At 62.1% G+C, this 15,139-nt stretch carries 18 protein-coding genes; 10 read left to right on the top strand and 8 right to left on the bottom strand.

Annotation, left to right across the window (positions count from 1 at the left end):
* Window positions 1-62 precede the first annotated feature (62 nt).
* The 8 genes from urtE (at window position 63) to GTQ41_RS03015 (ending at window position 6,624) form a co-directional block, all read left to right on the top strand.
* Window positions 63-761, top strand: coding sequence for an urea ABC transporter ATP-binding subunit UrtE (gene urtE, locus GTQ41_RS03050; RefSeq protein ID WP_003221219.1), 699 nt, complete (start codon window positions 63-65; stop codon window positions 759-761).
* Between the two features lie 30 nt (window positions 762-791).
* Window positions 792-1,631, top strand: a complete 840-nt coding sequence (locus GTQ41_RS03045; RefSeq protein WP_047291021.1) for an urease accessory protein UreD — start codon at window positions 792-794, stop codon at window positions 1,629-1,631.
* A 140-nt stretch (window positions 1,632-1,771) separates the two neighbouring features.
* The gene (ureA, locus tag GTQ41_RS03040; RefSeq protein ID WP_003221215.1) at window positions 1,772-2,074 is read left to right on the top strand and encodes an urease subunit gamma; all 303 of its coding nucleotides are present in this window, start codon (window positions 1,772-1,774) and stop codon (window positions 2,072-2,074) included.
* Between the two features lie 9 nt (window positions 2,075-2,083).
* Window positions 2,084-2,617, top strand: coding sequence for a GNAT family N-acetyltransferase (locus GTQ41_RS03035; RefSeq protein WP_047291020.1), 534 nt, complete (start codon window positions 2,084-2,086; stop codon window positions 2,615-2,617).
* 6 nt (window positions 2,618-2,623) lie between these two features.
* Window positions 2,624-3,160 (top strand): GNAT family N-acetyltransferase, encoded by a 537-nt coding sequence (locus GTQ41_RS03030; RefSeq protein ID WP_047291019.1) that lies wholly within the window; start codon window positions 2,624-2,626, stop codon window positions 3,158-3,160.
* Window positions 3,157-3,465, top strand: coding sequence for an urease subunit beta (locus GTQ41_RS03025; RefSeq protein WP_007966984.1), 309 nt, complete (start codon window positions 3,157-3,159; stop codon window positions 3,463-3,465). The genes GTQ41_RS03030 and GTQ41_RS03025 overlap by 4 nt, the downstream gene beginning before the upstream one ends.
* Window positions 3,466-3,648: 183 nt before the next feature.
* Window positions 3,649-5,349: an urease subunit alpha gene (gene ureC, locus GTQ41_RS03020; RefSeq protein ID WP_047291018.1), complete on the top strand. Its 1,701-nt coding sequence runs from the start codon at window positions 3,649-3,651 to the stop codon at window positions 5,347-5,349.
* Between the two features lie 147 nt (window positions 5,350-5,496).
* Entirely contained in the window at window positions 5,497-6,624 is a 1,128-nt protein-coding gene (locus GTQ41_RS03015; RefSeq protein ID WP_047291017.1) for a sensor histidine kinase, read from the top strand.
* Window positions 6,625-6,762: 138 nt separating this feature from the next.
* Here the strand turns inward: GTQ41_RS03015 and GTQ41_RS03010 are convergent, their stop codons facing one another.
* Together GTQ41_RS03010 and GTQ41_RS03005 are read right to left on the bottom strand one after the other, a co-directional pair.
* A complete protein-coding gene (locus GTQ41_RS03010; protein ID WP_047291016.1) occupies window positions 6,763-7,068 on the bottom strand; it encodes a chaperone modulator CbpM in 306 nt (101 codons plus the stop codon).
* 23 nt (window positions 7,069-7,091) lie between these two features.
* Window positions 7,092-8,042, bottom strand: a complete 951-nt coding sequence (locus GTQ41_RS03005) for a DnaJ C-terminal domain-containing protein (protein WP_041065895.1) — start codon at window positions 8,040-8,042, stop codon at window positions 7,092-7,094.
* Window positions 8,043-8,333: 291 nt separating this feature from the next.
* Between GTQ41_RS03005 and GTQ41_RS03000 the strand changes: the two genes are divergently transcribed.
* Window positions 8,334-9,608 (top strand): Hsp70 family protein, encoded by a 1,275-nt coding sequence (locus GTQ41_RS03000; protein WP_047291015.1) that lies wholly within the window; start codon window positions 8,334-8,336, stop codon window positions 9,606-9,608.
* A 70-nt stretch (window positions 9,609-9,678) separates the two neighbouring features.
* Here the strand turns inward: GTQ41_RS03000 and GTQ41_RS02995 are convergent, their stop codons facing one another.
* The 3 genes from GTQ41_RS02995 to GTQ41_RS02985 all read right to left on the bottom strand — a co-directional run bounded on the left by GTQ41_RS02995 (window position 9,679) and on the right by GTQ41_RS02985 (window position 12,060).
* Window positions 9,679-10,692 (bottom strand): AI-2E family transporter, encoded by a 1,014-nt coding sequence (locus GTQ41_RS02995; RefSeq protein ID WP_047291014.1) that lies wholly within the window; start codon window positions 10,690-10,692, stop codon window positions 9,679-9,681.
* Window positions 10,693-10,896: 204 nt separating this feature from the next.
* Window positions 10,897-11,202, bottom strand: coding sequence for a PsiF family protein (locus GTQ41_RS02990; RefSeq protein WP_041065573.1), 306 nt, complete (start codon window positions 11,200-11,202; stop codon window positions 10,897-10,899).
* 63 nt (window positions 11,203-11,265) lie between these two features.
* A complete protein-coding gene (locus tag GTQ41_RS02985; RefSeq protein ID WP_047291013.1) occupies window positions 11,266-12,060 on the bottom strand; it encodes a helix-turn-helix transcriptional regulator in 795 nt (264 codons plus the stop codon).
* A 96-nt stretch (window positions 12,061-12,156) separates the two neighbouring features.
* On the opposite strand from GTQ41_RS02985, the gene GTQ41_RS02980 reads away from it, so the two are divergent.
* On the top strand, window positions 12,157-13,044 hold the full coding sequence (locus GTQ41_RS02980; RefSeq protein ID WP_047291012.1) for a DMT family transporter: 888 nt from the start codon (window positions 12,157-12,159) through the stop codon (window positions 13,042-13,044).
* A gap of 120 nt (window positions 13,045-13,164) precedes the next feature.
* Here GTQ41_RS02980 and GTQ41_RS02975 read toward each other — a convergent pair whose 3' ends face one another.
* The 3 genes from GTQ41_RS02975 to GTQ41_RS02965 all read right to left on the bottom strand — a co-directional run bounded on the left by GTQ41_RS02975 (window position 13,165) and on the right by GTQ41_RS02965 (window position 15,090).
* A complete protein-coding gene (locus tag GTQ41_RS02975; RefSeq protein ID WP_047291011.1) occupies window positions 13,165-14,055 on the bottom strand; it encodes a triacylglycerol lipase in 891 nt (296 codons plus the stop codon).
* Between the two features lie 90 nt (window positions 14,056-14,145).
* On the bottom strand, window positions 14,146-14,451 hold the full coding sequence (locus GTQ41_RS02970) for a multidrug efflux SMR transporter (RefSeq protein ID WP_047291010.1): 306 nt from the start codon (window positions 14,449-14,451) through the stop codon (window positions 14,146-14,148).
* Entirely contained in the window at window positions 14,452-15,090 is a 639-nt protein-coding gene (locus tag GTQ41_RS02965; protein ID WP_047291009.1) for an FMN-dependent NADH-azoreductase, read from the bottom strand. It abuts the gene before it with no gap.
* Window positions 15,091-15,139: the final 49 nt, after the last annotated feature.

Below are 15,139 nucleotides of genomic sequence, written 5' to 3'. Positions count from 1 at the left end.
ACAAGATCAAAAGATCGCAGCCTTCGGCAGCTCCTACACAGGGATTTGAGGAGATTTTGAGAATGCTGCAAGTCGACAAACTGCACCAATACTACGGCGGTAGCCACATCCTGCGCGGCCTGAGCTTTGACGTGAACGTCGGCGAAGTCACCTGCCTGCTCGGGCGCAACGGCGTGGGCAAGACCACCCTGCTCAAATGCCTGATGGGCCTGTTGCCGGCCAAGGAAGGCGTGGTGAACTGGGAGGGCAAGGCAATCACCACACTCAAGCCGCACCAGCGCGTGCACGCCGGGATCGCCTATGTGCCACAGGGCCGGGAAATCTTCGGCCGGCTCACGGTGGAAGAGAATCTGCTGATGGGTTTGTCGCGGTTTCCCGGCAGTGAAGCGAAGGAAGTCCCAAGTTTCATCTACGAATTGTTCCCGGTGCTGCTACAAATGAAGCAGCGCCGAGGCGGCGACCTGTCCGGCGGCCAGCAACAGCAGCTCGCTATCGGTCGCGCCCTGGCCAGTCGTCCGCGTTTGCTGATCCTCGACGAACCTACCGAAGGCATCCAGCCCTCGGTGATCAAGGAGATCGGCGCCGTGATCAAGAAGCTCGCGGCGCGGGGCGACATGGCCATTTTGCTGGTGGAGCAGTTCTACGATTTCGCTGCGGAGCTGGCCGATCAATACCTGGTGATGTCCCGGGGCGAGATCGTGCAACAGGGTCGCGGCGAAAATATGGAGGCCGAGGGTGTACGAGGTCTGGTAACAATTTAATCTGTAGCTTCCTAACGATAATCACAAACCATGAACTTACCGCTTCCCACTGCCCTGTTTACCCCGAGCTGGCACGCCGAGCTGGAACTGGCCTACGCCCGCTTCGGTGACTGCACGCGCCCGGTCAAGCGCCGGCATCTGGGACCGCTGCGGGTGCAGAAGCACCTGTACGCCGAAGGCCCCGAGGTCTGCCAACACATCATCGTCCACCCGCCGGGCGGGATCGCCGGCGGTGACCGGCTGAACATCAGCGCCCGCGTCGAACAGGACGCCTGGGCGCAGATCACCAGCCCCGGCGCCGCCAAATGGTATCGCGCGGCGGGGCCGGCGTATCAACAGCTCGATCTGCAAGTCGCGGCCGGCGCGACGCTGGAGTGGCTGCCGCAGGAAACCATCGTCTACAGCGCCGCTCAGGCTGAACTCACCACCTCGATCGAGCTTGAAGGCGATGCGCGGCTGTTCTACTGGGACGTGGTGGCACTGGGCCGACCGGCCAGTGGCGAGCGCTTCGACCTCGGACACTTTCAGGCGCATCTGGATATCCGCCGCGACGGGCGATTGCTCTGGCACGAGCGTCAGAGGATTACTGGCGGTGACGGTTTGCTGGATTCGCCCATCGGCCTGGATGGCCGCCCGGTGTTCGCCACATTGTTGGTCACTGGTGAAATTGATGCCGAGCTGCTGGAGCGCTGTCGTTCGCTGCGGCATGCCGTGCGCGGGGATTTGACCCAGTTGCCCGGCCTGTTGGTGGCTCGGTGTCTGGCGTCAGAAGCACTGCTCGCCCGTGCCTGGCTCATCGATTTATGGCGCTTGTTACGCCCGGCTCTGCTAGGCCGCGAGGCCCAGCCACCCAGAATCTGGAACACCTGAAATGCATTCCCCTGTAGGAGCTGCCGCAGGCTGCGATCTTTTGATCTTGCTGTAAAAAATCAACGTCAAAAGATCGCAGCCTTCGGCAGCTCCTACAGGGTGTACGACTTAACTTTCTTCTGCCGAGATTTGAAAAACAAATGGACCTGACCCCACGCGAAAAAGACAAGTTGCTGATCTTCACCGCCGGCCTCGTCGCCGAGCGCCGACTGGCCCGTGGTGTGAAGCTAAACTACCCGGAAGCGATGGCCTACATCTCCGCCGCGCTGCTCGAAGGCGCCCGTGACGGCCAGACCGTCGCCGAGCTGATGCACTACGGCACCACCCTGTTGAGCCGCGAGCAAGTGATGGAAGGCATTCCGGAAATGATCCCGGAGATCCAGGTCGAAGCGACGTTTCCCGACGGCACCAAACTGGTCACCGTCCACCAACCGATCGTTTGAGGACTCGCCATGACCTACACCATTCGCGATGCCCTGCACGCCGACCTGCCGGCGATCCGTGACATCTACAACGACGCGGTGCTCAACACCACGGCGATCTGGAACGAATCGGCGGTCGACCTCGGCAACCGCCAGGCGTGGTTCAGCGCCCGTCAGGCCCAGGCCTACCCGATTCTGGTGATCGTCGACGCCGACAACGTGGTGCTCGGCTACGCTTCCTTTGGCGACTGGCGGCCGTTCGACGGTTTCCGTCACACCGTCGAGCACTCGGTCTACGTCCGTAGCGACCAGCGCGGCAATGGCCTTGGCCCGCAATTGATGAGCGTGCTGATCGAGCGGGCCAAAGCCTGCGACAAGCATGTGATGGTCGCCGCCATCGAAAGTGGCAATGCCGCTTCCATTCGTCTGCATGAACGCGCCGGTTTCAGCATCACCGGACAGATGCCGCAAGTCGGCACCAAGTTCGGCCGCTGGCTCGACCTGACCTTCATGCAACGGATCCTCAACCCTGGCGCGCAGCCGCCGGTCGCCAACAAGGAGTGACACGCGATGAACCCCGCCCAACTGCGACGCGTCAATGCGGAAAGTTTTGCGCACTATCGTCAGGGCCTGATTGATCTGCTGCTCGACGCCGTGGGTTATGGCGCCAGCGTCGGTTTCATGGCCGACCTCGATGCCGCGCAGGCCCGCGCCTATTTCGATGAAGTGCAGCAACAGGTGAACAAGGGCAGCGTGTTGCTCTGGGTGGTGGTCAAGGATGAAGAGGTGCAGGCCAGCGTGCAGTTGGGTCTGTGCCAGAAAGCCAACGGCCTCAATCGCGCCGAAGTGCAAAAACTGCTGGTGCGCGAACAGGCCCGGCGGCGTGGGCTCGGCCAGCAGTTGATGAATGCGCTGGAGCTCGAAGCGGCCAAACACAAGCGCGGCATGCTCTACCTCGACACCGAGGCTGGCTCGCCCGCCGAAGAGTTCTACAAGGCGCTGGGTTACACCCGTGCCGGTGAAATTCCCGATTACGCCTGTGACCCGCACGGCACGTACCGCCCGACCGCCCTCTACTACAAGATTCTGCAAGGAGCCCGGCCATGATTCCCGGCCAGTACCAGATCCAGCCCGGCGACATCGAACTGAATGTCGGCCGCCGCACCCTCAGCCTGAAAGTCGCCAACAGCGGCGACCGACCGATTCAGGTCGGTTCGCACTATCACTTTTTCGAAACCAATGACGCGCTGACCTTCGACCGCGCCGCCAGCCGTGGCATGCGCCTGAACATCCCCGCCGGCACCGCCGTGCGCTTCGAGCCGGGGCAAAGCCGCGAGGTCGAGCTGGTGGAGTACGCCGGGCATCGGCGGGTGTTCGGCTTTGCCGGGCGGGTGATGGGTGATCTCGACTGACGCTGATTCATCTGTGGTGAGGGAATTTATCTGTGGTGAGGGGATTCATCCCCCGATCGACCGCGCAGCGGTCGCCAACGGCCGCCTGCCCCACCACAAAATCACTTTTGCTGAATGGCGGGTGCTTCGCACCCGATCGGGGATGAATCCCCTCGCCACAATAAATTTGTGCAAGGAATTCGGATGAAAATTTCAAGACAAGCTTACGCCGACATGTTCGGCCCCACCGTCGGCGACAGGGTGCGCCTGGCGGACACCGAGTTGTGGATCGAGGTCGAAAAGGACTTCACCACCTACGGCGAAGAAGTGAAGTTCGGCGGCGGCAAAGTCATCCGTGACGGCCAGGGCCAGAGCCAGTTGCTCGCCGCCGAAGTGGTCGACACGCTGATCACCAATGCGCTGATCATCGACCACTGGGGCATCGTCAAAGCCGACGTCGGCCTCAAGGACGGGCGCATCGCCGCGATCGGCAAGGCCGGTAACCCGGACGTACAACCGAACGTGACCATCGCCATCGGCGCCAGCACCGAAGTGATCGCTGGTGAAGGCATGATCCTCACCGCCGGCGGCATCGACACGCACATCCATTTCATTTGCCCGCAGCAGATCGAAGAAGCGCTGATGAGCGGCGTCACCACCATGATCGGCGGCGGCACGGGGCCGGCGACCGGTACCAACGCCACCACCTGCACCTCCGGCCCGTGGCACCTGGCGCGCATGCTTCAGGCCGCCGACGCGTTCCCGATGAACATCGGCCTCACCGGCAAGGGCAACGCCAGCCTGCCGGAGCCGTTGATCGAGCAGGTCAAGGCCGGGGCCATCGGCCTCAAGCTGCACGAAGACTGGGGCACCACCCCGGCGAGCATCGACAATTGCCTGAGTGTCGCCGACCAGTACGACGTACAAGTGGCGATCCACACCGACACCCTCAACGAGTCCGGTTTCGTCGAAACCACCTTGGGCGCGTTCAAGGGCCGCACCATCCACACCTATCACACCGAAGGTGCCGGTGGCGGCCATGCACCGGACATCATCAAGGCCTGCGGTTTCCCTAACGTGCTACCGAGCTCGACCAACCCGACCCGGCCGTTCACCCGCAACACCATCGACGAACACCTCGACATGTTGATGGTCTGCCACCACCTCGACCCGAGCATCGCCGAAGACGTGGCGTTCGCCGAAAGCCGCATCCGCCGCGAGACGATTGCCGCCGAAGACATCCTCCACGACCTCGGCGCGTTCTCGATGATCAGTTCCGACAGCCAGGCCATGGGCCGTGTCGGCGAAGTCATCACGCGCACCTGGCAGACCGCCGACAAGATGAAAAAGCAGCGCGGCCCGCTGCCCCAGGACGGCGAAGGCAACGACAACTTCCGCGCCAAGCGCTACATCGCCAAATACACGATCAACCCGGCGATCACCCACGGCATCAGCCATGAGGTGGGCTCGGTGGAGGTCGGCAAATGGGCCGACCTGGTGCTCTGGCGCCCGGCGTTCTTCGGCGTAAAACCGACGCTGATCCTCAAGGGCGGTGCCATTGCCGCCAGTCTGATGGGCGACGCCAACGCGTCGATCCCAACCCCGCAGCCGGTGCACTACCGCCCGATGTTCGCCAGCTACGGCGGCTCGCTGCACGCCACCAGCCTGACCTTCATCAGCCAGGCGGCGCAGGAATCGGGACTGCCCGACGCGTTGGGTTTGAAGAAAAAAATCGCCGTGGTCAAAGGCTGCCGCGATGTGCAGAAAACCGACCTGATCCACAACGATTACCTGCCGAACATCGACGTCGATCCACAGACCTATCAGGTCAAGGCCGACGGTGTGCTGCTGTGGTGTGAACCGGCGGAAACCTTGCCGATGGCTCAGCGTTACTTCCTGTTCTGACACACGGCAAAAGGCCCCCGACCCGCGTCTTGCGCACGGGCCGGGGGCCTTTTTCATGGGGCAGGAAAACCGATGTGCAAACGGTCGTGTATTTCCCGCCAAAGGGGCTAATATTCGATTCGCTCCGCCTATTTTCAGGAACTGCCCATGCGTCTTTCCGAGTTCATCCTGGCCAACATCGAGCCTATCGTCGATGAATGGGAACAGTTCGCCGCGACCATCACGCCGGCGGCCGACCATCTGGATTCCACTGCGCTGCGCGATCACGCCAGCGAGATTCTACGGGCCGCCGCCCGCGACATGAGCAAGCCACAGAGCCCCGCCGAACAGGCTGCCAAAGCCAAGGGCGAAGGCCCGGAAAAGACCCCAAGCCTGGACGAGGCCGGCGCCAGCCATGGCGAACTGCGCCACACCGTCGGTTTCGATCTGGTGCAGATGACCAGCGAATTCCGCCATTTGCGCGCCTGTGTGATCCGCCTGTGGGTCGACAGCCTTGAGTCGCCGGACGTGACCTATTTCCAGGACATGATCCGCTTCAACGAAGCCATCGACGAAGCCCTCGCCGAATCTACCGCTGCCTACGCCGAGCAGGTCAACCGCTCGCGCGACATTTTCCTCGCCATCCTCGGCCATGACCTGCGCGCGCCGCTGCAGGCGGTGAGCATGTCCACCGAACTGCTGCTGCGTAAATCCAGCCTCGAGGGCGATGCGCTGGCCTGTGCCTTGCACATCAAGCGCGGTGCGCGGCACATGGCGGCGATGGTCAGCGACCTGCTGGAGCTGGTGCGCAGTCGCCTCGGCCGTAGCCTGCCGATCGAGCCGGCAGCGATGGACCTGGCCGTTGCGGCGCGGGCGGCGATTGCCGAAGCCTGCGCCGGTAATCCGCTATCCGATCCGAAGCTCACGGTGCACGGCGACACCCGTGGGGTGTGGGACGCCGGGCGAATCGACCAGCTCCTGCAAAACCTGATCGGCAACGCCTTGCAGCACGGCACCAGCCAACGCGACGTGACCCTTGATCTGCGTGGCGAGGGCGACAACGTGTGCCTGACGGTGCACAACTACGGCACACCGATTTCCGAAGAGGCGATCGGCACGATTTTCGACCCGCTGGTGCGCAGCGCCGACGAAGAACTCGGGCAGCCGTCGACCAGCCTCGGGTTGGGCTTGTTCATCGTCAAGGAAGTGGTGACCGCCCATGGCGGGACGATCGACGTCAGCTCGAGCGAGGCTGACGGGACGCTGTTCAGTGTGGTGTTGCCGAGAAAGGTTTAAGCAGGAAAATCTGCGGTGAATTCATCGCTGGCAAGCCAGCTCCCACAGATCCGGCGTCGAATACAAACTTTGTGTACGACATAGTTCCTTGTGGGAGCTGGCTTGCCAGCGATGAGGCCGGCCAATACCACGGAAAACCTAATCGACCACCAGCCGCCCCAAGCGCTGCCTGAGCATCCGGTTCTCCGCCCGTAACTCATGCACCTCCTCCAGCAGATTCAGGGCCAGCGCGACCCCATCCCACTCCAGCTCCAGCTCGCGCCGCAACTTCGCGGCGCGCTTGGCCAGGCTCAGCTCGTAGTCGGTGAACCGCCATTCCCGGGGCTGCGCGCCCTGAGGTTCGAGGATGCCGTGTTCGACGATTTCGATCACGTAGACGTCCGACAGATCGGCCGCCTCACAGAATTCTGCCATGTCCAGTTGAACGATCAGGGGGCTGCTCATGATGGGCTACTCCGTCGTCGGATTCAGAAGTTCTCGCGTGGGTTGAACGCGGCTTTCTTCGCCAGTTCCTGCCACAGCGCCTTGACCTCGTCGTCCGAGGTTTTCGGCATCACGGCCTTGAGCTGCACGAACAGATAACCGCGCTCACCGGCCTTGTTTTTCAGACCATGGCCCTTGGCGCGCATGCGCTGGCCGTTCTGGCTGCCGGCCGGAACCTTGAGGTTGATCTTGCCGGTCAGGGTCGGCACGGCCACCTCGGTGCCCAGCGCCAGCTCCCACGGTGCCAATGGCAATGTGATGATCAGGTTTTCGCCTTCGACATCGAATTTCGGGTGCGGCGCAAAGCGAATGGTCAGGTACAGATCGCCATTGGCGCCGCCACCGATGCCCGGCGCGCCCTGCCCCTTGAGGCGGATGCGTTCGCCGTCGGTCACGCCCGCCGGGATCTTCACGTTCAGGCTTTTGCTGGTGTTGCTGACGTGCTGACCGTTGGCGTTGTATTGCGGGACCTGAAAGCTGACCTTCTTCGACTCGTTCGACAGCGTCTCCTCAAGGAAGATCGGCAGTTCCATTTCCACGTCTTGTCCCCGCCGTCCTGCACTGCGTTGTTGCCGACCTTCGCCGCCACCGAAACCGGCGCCGCGATTGCCGAAGATCGAACTGAAGAAGTCCGAGAAGTCGCCGGTGTCACCGCCGCCGCCGCCAAAGCCACCACGGCTCTGCCAGCCCGGCGGGCCCTGGAACGGCTGACCATGCTGACCATAACGGCGCAGGTCGTCGTACTCGGCGCGCTTGTCGGCGCTCTTCAGCGCTTCATAGGCTTCCGAGGCGTCCTTGAACTTGGCCTCGGCGTCTTTTTCCTTGCTGACATCGGGGTGGTATTTGCGCGCCAGCTTGCGATAGGCAGCCTTGATTGCCTTGTCGTCCGCTGTCGGCTCCACGCCGAGTATCTTGTAATAGTCTTTGAAGTCCATCGAAGGAATCACCATCCGTTATCGATTTCGCGCCGAGACCAGCATGCGCTCATTCGCACGTGCCGGGTTGACCGATCTCAACTTTGTGACCGGGTGGCGCAGCAGAAGTTTATCGGCAGTGGACGACGGTTCTTGCGACCGCCGGTATGTCTGCCGGCCCATGCCAGCAAGTTTGGGGCGAAGCTGCGACTTTCAAGAAGCTTAGTCGTGAAATAGCAGATGACCGGCCTTCGAATCTGCCGCGCACTGACATACACTGCGCGGCCGTTTTTTGACCGGAACCCGAAAGACATGAACAACGCCTCTCCAGCCCGTGCCTGCGGTATCGACTTCGGCACCTCCAACTCCACCGTCGGCTGGCTGCGCCCCGGCATGGAAACGATGATCGCGCTGGAAGACGACAAGATCACCCTGCCGTCGGTGGTCTTCTTCAACATCGAAGAACGCCGCCCTGTGTACGGTCGCCTGGCGCTGCACGAGTACCTCGAAGGCTACGAAGGCCGGCTGATGCGCTCGCTCAAGAGCCTGCTGGGTTCCAAGCTGATCAAGCACGACACCAGCGTGCTCGGCACGGCGATGCCGTTCAAGGATCTGCTGGGGCTGTTCATCGGCCAGCTCAAGAGCCGCGCCGAAACGGCCGCCGGTCGCGAGTTCGAACAAGTGGTGCTGGGGCGCCCGGTGTTTTTCGTCGATGACGACCCGCTGGCCGACCAGGAAGCCGAAGACACCCTGGTCGAAGTGGCACGCAAGCTCGGCTTCAAGGACGTGTCGTTCCAGTACGAACCGATTGCCGCCGCCTTCGACTACGAGTCGACCATCGAAAAAGAAGAGCTGGTGCTGATCGTCGACATCGGCGGTGGTACTTCGGACTTCTCACTGGTGCGCCTGTCGCCCGAGCGTCGCGGCATGGACAACCGTCACGATGACATCCTCGCCACCGGCGGCGTGCACATCGGCGGGACCGATTTCGACAAACAACTGAGCCTGCAAGGCCTGATGCCGCTGTTCGGTTACGGCAGCCGGATGAAGAGCGGCGCCTACATGCCGACCAGCCACCACATGAACCTGGCCACCTGGCACACCATCAACTCGGTGTACTCGCAGAAATCCACCCTGGCGCTGGGCAGCATGCGCTACGACATCGAGGACACTGGCGGTATCGACCGTCTGTTCAAGCTGATCGAACAGCGCGCCGGGCACTGGCTGGCGATGGAAGTGGAAGAAACCAAGATCCAGCTGACCCACACCGACAGCCGCCACGTACCGCTGGATCGCATCGAGCCGGGCCTGAGCGTGGAACTGAGCCGCGCCCTGTTCGAATCGTCGATCGACGCGCTGCTTGAGCGCGTGCGCGGCAGCGTTACGCAGCTGTTGAACGATGCCAACGTCTCGGTGGGTCAGGTCGATACGGTGTTCTTCACCGGCGGCTCCAGCGGCATTCCGGCGCTGCGCAACAGCGTCTCGGCAATGCTGCCGAACGCGCGACATGTGGAAGGCAACATCTTTGGCAGCATTGGCAGCGGTCTGGCGATTGAGGCGATGAAGCGTTACGGCGCCATGAACTGATCCAAGACCGCGTTGCGCCCATCGCTGGCAAGCCAGCGATGGCGTCAGCTAAGGCAACACAGTTATCAAATCAAACCATCCCGCCCAGCTTCAACTCACTCTTCAGGTACGCGTAATAAATCGGCCCCGCCACCACCCCGGGCAGACCGAACGCGGCTTCGAACACCAGCATCGCCAGCAGCAACTCCCACGACTTGGCACTGATCTGCCCGCCGACAATGCGCGCGTTGAGGAAGTATTCGAGCTTGTGGATAAAAATCAGGTAACCCAGCGCCGCCACCGCCACCCAGATCGACAGCGACAGGCCGACGATGGTGATCAGCGTGTTCGACATCAGGTTGCCGATCACCGGCAGCAGACCGAGCAGGAAGGTCAGGACGATCAGGGTTTTGGTCAGCGGCAGCTTGATGCCCAGAAGCGGCAGAATCACCGCAAGGAAAATCGCGGTGAAGAAGGTGTTCAGCAGGGAAATCTTGATCTGCGCGAAGACGATGTTGCGAAAGGCTTGCACCAGCAGGTGCAGGCGATCAAACAGGGCGGCGGCCAGCGGCTTGCGCTTGGTCACATCCGGTATCCGCTGCAGGGCAATGATCGCGCCGAGCACCATGCCGATCAGCAGGGTGACAAACATGTGCGCCGCGTCCTTGCCCACCAGTTGCAGGTCAGCCAGGTGTTTGCTCGCCCACTCACCAATCGCCACGCGAAACTCCGCAGCGCTGGCCGGCAGGTAGGCATCGAGAAACGGCGGCAGTTGCCCGCGCGCGCGATCGACCACGCCCATGAATTTGTCGAGCGAGGCGCCCGGGTTTTCCGCTTCGTGCAGCAGGAAACTGATAGCACCGGCAAAGATCAGCGCCAGCACGCTGACCACCAGGGTGCCCAGCAGCGCCACCGCCAGCCAGCGCGCACGCCGGCCTTCGATCAATCGTTGCAGTTGCGGGGTGAGCATGTTGACCAACTCGAACACCAGCAGACCGGCCAGCAGGCTGGGCAACAAGCGCAGCGGCAATGCCAGCAGCAAACCGCCAAAAATAATGATGCAACTGACCCAAAACACAACATGACGCTCAGAAAACGTTGGCATACAGCCTCAAAACGAACGGCGTAAAAGGATTGGCAGTCTGCCAGCGATCCGGGGAGAGCACTAGGTATATGCGGTGCTTGAGATTGGCGGAACCAAGACCGGCCTCTTCGCGAGCAGGCTCGCTCCCACAAGGGGTACGCATTTCAATGTGGGAGCGAGCCTGCTCGCGAAGAGGCAAGCCCGCTCACCACCAGACTCGAGTGATTACTTTTTCTTCAGGCAATCACTCATGAAGGTCTTGCGCGCGTCGCCGGTCAGGGCCTTGGTTTTCGCGTCGGCGTTGCAGGTCTTCATTTTTTCCTGCTGCGGGGTCAGCACTTTGGCGTCATTGGCGGCCGGAGCGGCCTTGAGGCAAGTGCTCATGAAAGTCTTGCGCTCATCGCCCTTGAGGTTCTTGGCGGTAGCGTCGGCATTGCAGGTGGTCATTTTGTTCTGTTGCGCCGTGGCGGCGAAACCCTGGGAACACAGGAGCAGACCGATCATCAACAAAGGCACACGCAACATCTTCATGGAGTTTTCTCCTTGTCGCCGCATCGATGGATGCGGCCTCCGCTGAAGTGTAGCCAAATCTTGTTACACCTTCCTGCCTTCCAGGTGGCTGCGCCGATACTGTTCCGGGGTACATCCGGCCTGACGGGCAAACATGGCGATGAAGGCCGAGCCACTGCTGTAACCCAGATCGAAGGCGATCTCCTGCACGCTCTTCGTGCTTTCCAGTGCCTCGATGGCAGCCAGGTAACGCAGACGCTGACGCCACTCGCCGAAACTCATCCCCAGCTCGCGCACGAACAGCCGGGCCAGCGTGCGCTCGCTGACGTGTACCTGCGCCGCCCAGTGCGCCAGCGGCTGGTTATTACCGGGATCGGCCTGCAATGCATCGAGAATCGCCAGCAACCCGGGATGGCTCGCGTACGGCAGATAACATTCATGGACCGGCGCCTGTTGCAGTTGATCGACCAGCACCTGGGCCAGACGCTGGTCGGCGTCGAGTTCGGGGATCTTCACGTCGCGGGCGGCGAAGTCCTTGAGTATCGCCTTGAGGATGTCGCTGATCGCCAGCGTGCAGGCGCGCTCCGGTAGATCCGTGCAGACCTTCGGATCGAGGCATACCGCGCGGTAGTTGACCGGTTGATGGCTGTAGAAACTGTGCTCGGTCTGCGGCGGCACCCACACCGCGTACTGCGGCGGCGACATGAAGCGGTTGCCGTCGACGTCCATGTGCAGCACGCCGTGGGCCGCGTACTCCAGCGTGCCCCACGGATGGCGGTGCGGCGCGGCGTATTCATGGGTGTTGAAGTCGGCGTAGCGGAAGTACACCGCTGACGGCAGTTCGCTGAAATCCAGCAGATCGATGTGTTTACTGTTCATGCTGTCCGGTTGCAGAGGCAGGTTGTCCGGTTCGCAGTATAGGGCTGCATCCAGACAGGGGATAATCACGGTTCATCAACGTTCTGGTTTTAACCCATGCAATACGCGTTTCCCCTGCTGGCGATTTTCATCTGGGCCGGCAATACAGTGATCAACAAACTGGCGGTCGGGGCGATCTTCCCCGCCGAGATCGGTTTCTACCGCTGGCTGCTCGCCGGCCTGCTGTTCACCCCGTTCATGCTCAAAGCGGTGATCGCCCACTGGCCGCAAATCCGCCCGAATCTGGGCAAGATCTTCGTTCTCGGTGTGCTGGGCATGGCGGTGTATCAGAGCCTGGCCTACTTCGCCGCGACCCTGACCAGCGCGACCAACATGGGCATCATCCTGTCGCTGATGCCGCTGATGTCGCTGGCCATGGCGATCATCAGCCTCGGCCAGCGCCTGACTGCCGGCGCATTGTTCGGCGCGGTGCTGTCGTTCGTCGGCGTGCTGGTAGTGGTGTCGTCCGGCAGCCTCGGCGCCTTGCTGCAGCACGGGGTGAATCTGGGTGATGCGATGATGCTGATCGCCACCCTCGCCTACGCGATCTACAGCACCCTGCTGAAAAAATGGCAGTTACGCCTGCCGCCGCTGGTGTTGTTGTACTTGCAAGTGCTGGTGGCAATTGTGGTGCTGTTTCCGCTGTATGCCGCTTCACCGAAAACCGGCTTCACCGCGCAAAATATTCCGCTGGTGCTGTACGCGTGCCTGCTGGCCTCGATGCTTGCGCCGCTGGCGTGGATGCAGGCGGTGCAGCGTCTGGGGCCGAGCCGGACCACATTGTTCTTTAACTTGCTGCCGTTGATTACCGCGCTGATTGCGGCGGTGGTGTTGAAGGAAGAGTTGGCGATGTATCACCTGGTGGGTGGGGTGTTGACGTTGGGTGGGGTGATTCTGTCGGAGCGTTGGACCACCGTTCTAGGCCGCAAACTCAGCGTCGCCTGATCTGGCCCTGTGGTGAGGGGATTTATCCCCGATGGGCTGCGCAGCAGCCCTTGTTTTGAGATAAAAAGCGGGGCCGCTGCGCGCCCCATCGGGGATAAATCCCCTCACCACAAAAGCGAGTCACACGCCGGCAGCCTTCAGCCGCGCCGCATGCTCGACAAACAACCGCACCGGATCCGCGCCCTTGCCCACCAGTCCCAGCGACTGGTTGACGATATCGAAGTGATCCAGCGGATAGTCGTCGCCAATCACCGTGCCCAGGTGCGAGCTGTAGCGCCCGACCATCCCGTCACACTGCCCTGGTTCGCGCACGAAGGTTTTCGCGAACAACCGGCAGCTGCGGTTGGTGCCGTCGAACAGGTTGCCACCGCGGTCAGTCTTGCCCGGTTGCAACGTGCCCGACCACGAGTAATAGCGCACGCCGTTGACCTCTTCCGGCCCCTGCCCGCCCCAGGTCCCAGGCAGGCCCTGTGGATAACGCTGATTGAACAGCGCCACGCCCTCGCGGGTCAGCGACTGGTGCGAGGCGTGGATATCCACCGGCAGTTTCGGCCCGTGATAACCGGTTTCCAGCCGCGCCATCAACCAGCCGATCAAACGCAGCAGCGCTTCGAGCAGACGGCCCTTGGCAGTGTTCGCCGGGTAGTGTTTCTGCAGATAGTCGGCCAGTTCCGAACCGTGATTGGGCCCGGCCACCGACGTCACCGAGGCGACCAGATCCGGCCGTTTGGCGGCGGCATAACGGGCTGTCAACGAGCCCTGGCTGTGGCCGATCAGATTGACCCTGGCCGCGCCGGTCTCGCGCAAAATCTCGTCGATCCGCGCCAGCAACTGCTCACCGCGCACCTCGGTGGAGTTGAGCGGCGACACCTGTACCGCAATCACTGTGGCCCCGCCACGGCGCAACGCCTTGATGATCCCGTACCAGTACGGATACAGCAGCAACCGGATAAACCCGAGCATGCCCGGCACCAGCACCAGTGGATAACGTGTCGCCGTACTTTGTGACATGGGCAAACATCCTTGTGGTCGTGAGTGGAGGCCTGACGTGCAAAACACCCGCCAAGCCTCCTCCTTGATGATGACAACTGCACCCTCAGCCTACTTCAGGCCCACCACCCCCGCCACAATCAGCCCCACCGACAGCAGCTTGATCAGGGTCAGGCTCTCGCCGAGCAAGACAAAACCGAGAAACACCGTGCCCAGCGAGCCGATCGCCGTCCAGATCGGGTAGGCGATGCTCACCGGCAACTCGCGCAGCGCCAGCGTCAGGAAGTAAACCCCGCCAATCGCCGCGAGCACCGTGATCAGCGACGGCCACAACCGGGTGAAGCCTTCGGCGTACTTCATGCCCATGGCGAACGTCACTTCGAAACCGGCGGCGATCAGCAGGAACAGCCAGGCCACTTAGAATGTCCGGGCGAGGTCGAGCAATCGCTGCTCGGCCTCGGCCACCGACACCGCGAAGGTGCGCTCGGCCGACTCTTCGCCCTCGGCCGCGACCACCGTGACGTCGTTGATACCGATAAAGCCCAGTGCGGTGCGCAACCACGGATCGGCGTGGTTCAGTGCTTCCAGTTCACCGCCGGGGCCAAAGCCGAACCCGCCGCGACTGGTGACAATCAACGCTTTCTTGCCCTGCAGCAGCGGGGTGTACTGGGCCACGCCGTTATCGAGGGTGTGGTCGAACGTCAGGCCCAGGCGCACGATCTGATCGACCCAGGCCTTGAGGCCGCTGGGCACGCTGAAGTTGTACATCGGCGTGGAAATCAGCAGCAGGTCATGCTCGAACAACTCGCCGACCAATTGATCGCTGAGCGCCAGATCGGCTTGCATCGACAGTGGACGCGCCTCGGGCTCAGGATGAAACGCGGCAGCGACAAACGCTTCGTTGACTGGCGGGATCAGCGCGCGCCCGACTTCACGGCGGGTGACCTGCGCCTGCGGATGGCGCAATTGCCAGGCGCTGAGAAAGCTTTCCGCGAGGCGCCGTGAATGCGAACGGTCACCCCGTGGGCTGGCATGAATTGCAAGAATTTTGCTCATCTGTGTTTCCTCCGGACTAGAATCAAACGGCTTGTGGCTTGCAGCTTGA

The organism is Pseudomonas sp. AN-B15, assembly GCF_019056475.1.
In the GTDB taxonomy this organism is placed as follows: Bacteria; Pseudomonadota; Gammaproteobacteria; order Pseudomonadales; family Pseudomonadaceae; genus Aquipseudomonas; species Aquipseudomonas parakoreensis.
This window is presented reverse-complemented; position numbering and strand designations above follow the sequence as displayed.

Coding starts and splice junctions, on each gene's coding strand:
- urtE (WP_003221219.1), top strand. CDS start 63: ATGCTGCAAGTCGACAAACTGCACCAATACTACGGCGGTAGCCACATC.
- GTQ41_RS03045 (WP_047291021.1), top strand. CDS start 792: ATGAACTTACCGCTTCCCACTGCCCTGTTTACCCCGAGCTGGCACGCC.
- GTQ41_RS03000 (WP_047291015.1), top strand. CDS start 8,334: ATGAACAACGCCTCTCCAGCCCGTGCCTGCGGTATCGACTTCGGCACC.
- GTQ41_RS02965 (WP_047291009.1), bottom strand. CDS start 15,090: ATGAGCAAAATTCTTGCAATTCATGCCAGCCCACGGGGTGACCGTTCG.
- GTQ41_RS03025 (WP_007966984.1), top strand. CDS start 3,157: ATGATTCCCGGCCAGTACCAGATCCAGCCCGGCGACATCGAACTGAAT.
- GTQ41_RS03030 (WP_047291019.1), top strand. CDS start 2,624: ATGAACCCCGCCCAACTGCGACGCGTCAATGCGGAAAGTTTTGCGCAC.
- GTQ41_RS03035 (WP_047291020.1), top strand. CDS start 2,084: ATGACCTACACCATTCGCGATGCCCTGCACGCCGACCTGCCGGCGATC.
- ureA (WP_003221215.1), top strand. CDS start 1,772: ATGGACCTGACCCCACGCGAAAAAGACAAGTTGCTGATCTTCACCGCC.
- GTQ41_RS02980 (WP_047291012.1), top strand. CDS start 12,157: ATGCAATACGCGTTTCCCCTGCTGGCGATTTTCATCTGGGCCGGCAAT.
- GTQ41_RS02985 (WP_047291013.1), bottom strand. CDS start 12,060: ATGAACAGTAAACACATCGATCTGCTGGATTTCAGCGAACTGCCGTCA.
- GTQ41_RS02975 (WP_047291011.1), bottom strand. CDS start 14,055: ATGTCACAAAGTACGGCGACACGTTATCCACTGGTGCTGGTGCCGGGC.
- GTQ41_RS02990 (WP_041065573.1), bottom strand. CDS start 11,202: ATGAAGATGTTGCGTGTGCCTTTGTTGATGATCGGTCTGCTCCTGTGT.
- ureC (WP_047291018.1), top strand. CDS start 3,649: ATGAAAATTTCAAGACAAGCTTACGCCGACATGTTCGGCCCCACCGTC.
- GTQ41_RS03010 (WP_047291016.1), bottom strand. CDS start 7,068: ATGAGCAGCCCCCTGATCGTTCAACTGGACATGGCAGAATTCTGTGAG.
- GTQ41_RS02995 (WP_047291014.1), bottom strand. CDS start 10,692: ATGCCAACGTTTTCTGAGCGTCATGTTGTGTTTTGGGTCAGTTGCATC.
- GTQ41_RS03005 (WP_041065895.1), bottom strand. CDS start 8,042: ATGGACTTCAAAGACTATTACAAGATACTCGGCGTGGAGCCGACAGCG.
- GTQ41_RS03015 (WP_047291017.1), top strand. CDS start 5,497: ATGCGTCTTTCCGAGTTCATCCTGGCCAACATCGAGCCTATCGTCGAT.